Origin of the sequence: Methylobacterium ajmalii (genome assembly GCF_016613415.1) — a bacterium.
Lineage (GTDB): Bacteria > Pseudomonadota > Alphaproteobacteria > Rhizobiales > Beijerinckiaceae > Methylobacterium > Methylobacterium ajmalii.
Window position 1 is genome coordinate 34,084 of record NZ_JACWCT010000032.1, and the last position, 1,708, is coordinate 35,791.

The following is a 1,708-nucleotide window of genomic DNA, read 5'->3' on the forward strand; positions in this document are numbered from 1 at the left end:
TCTGCATCGCCTCGACGGCACGCCCCACCGCCGCGCCGCTGGCCTCGGCATCACGGGCGGATTGCCGGGCGATGGTCTCGGTCTGGCTGGCGTTCTCGGCGTTCTGGCGCACGTTGGCGGCCATCTCCTCCATCGAGGCCGAGGCCTCCTCGGTGGAGGAAGCCTGCTCGGTCGAGCCCTGGGACAGCTGCTCGGCGGAGGCCGACAGTTCCTGGCTGCCCGCCGACACGTTGCCGGCGGCGGCCAGCGCCTCCGACACGACGGTGCGCAGCCGGGCGACGGTGCCGTTCAGGGCCCGGACGAGGTCGCCGATCTCGTCGTCGCTGCGCGGCACGACCTCCCTGGTCAGGTCGCCGGCGGCGAGGGAATCGGCGAGGTCGCTCGCCCGCGCCAGGCTGCGGCCGATGCTGAAGGCGATCAGGAGCGAGGAGGCGAGGCCGACCAGCACCGAGGCGGCGACCACGGCGAGCATCAGCGTCTTGGCGGATTCGGCACCCTTCAGCGCCGCAGCCGAGACCTCGTCCATGCGGGTGCCGGTGAACTGGGCGTATTGCCGGAAGCCCGCCATCACCTCGCGGCCGACCGTCAGGCCGTCGCCGACGGTGATCGCCCGCGCCCGGATGTCGCCCGCCGCGGCGGCGATCTCGACCACGCGGCCGACGAGGCCGGTGATCTGCTCGGCCTTGGCCCGCACCTCCGCCGACGGGATCCCGAGCGGCACCAGGGCGGCGACGACGTCGCGCAAGGCCGCGCCGGCGGCCTCCGACTCCGTCGCGACCGCACGCCGCGCCGCCTCGATCTCCGCGAGGGTGGTGGCGCCGACGACCTCGAGGCTGACGCGGGCGAGGCGCGCCGTGCGATACCGCAGGCTCTGGAGGTCGAGGCCGGCCCGCTCGCGCTCGGGCGACGGGGGGGCCTTGGCGATCCCGGCGCCGGCGGCGTCGAGGGCGGCGTTGAATGCCGCCACCGCGGCGAGGCCGTCGCCCTTCCACAGGCCGGCGGCCTGGTTGGCCGAGTTGAGCCGGGCGAACCGGATCATCTCGTCCTGGAGCTGGTTCAGGCGCTTGTAGCCGGCCTCGGCGGGAACGAGGAGGGCACGGCCCCGCTCGCTGGCGCCCTCGAACACCTCCTTGTAGAGCCGCTGCGCCTCGGCCCGGCGGGCGAGCAGGCTCTCGATGTGGGATTCGCGGTCCTTGTCGGCCGTCAGCAGCAGGATGTTGCGTTCCGAGCGGGTCTGGGCCTGGATCTGCTCCTGCAGCTCGCCGGCGCGGATCGCCTGGCGGCCCTGGGCGACGAGGGCGATCTCGGCCTGGCCCATCTCGGAGAGCTGGGTGTAGGCGAGGCCGCCGGCCCCGAGGGAGAGCAGGATCAGCAATCCCGAGCTCGCGGCCAGCTTGGCCTTGATCGTCATTCGCACGTGAGATCTCCAGCGGGTCGGCGCCGTCGCGCGACGGTCGGTCTTGGTGTCGGGTGTGGGGCGGGCCGCCCCGTCTCGGTCAGGCGCTGCGCTTGAAGGCGGCGTCGTCCTCGTCCTCGCCCATGTCGAAGGCGAAGCCCCCGGACGCGGCCGGACGGGCGGCCTTCACCGGGTTCTTCGCCGCGACCTTGGCCGCGACCTTGGCCGCGACCTTGACCTTCGCGGGCGCGGCCATCCGGGAGGCGGCGCGCCGCAGCTGGCCCACCGCCGCGTCCGTCCGCGCCCCCGCCT

1 protein-coding gene and 1 pseudogene are annotated in these 1,708 nt (G+C 74.4%); both read right to left on the reverse strand.

Annotated features, from left to right (window positions below; all coding sequences use genetic code 11):
- A partial coding sequence (locus HPY23_RS32860) for a methyl-accepting chemotaxis protein (protein WP_236017637.1) occupies nt 1-1,411 on the reverse strand: 1,411 nt, incomplete at its 3' end.
- A gap of 85 nt (nt 1,412-1,496) precedes the next feature.
- A pseudogene (locus HPY23_RS32865) lies at nt 1,497-1,708 on the reverse strand (methyl-accepting chemotaxis protein); the annotation flags it as partial.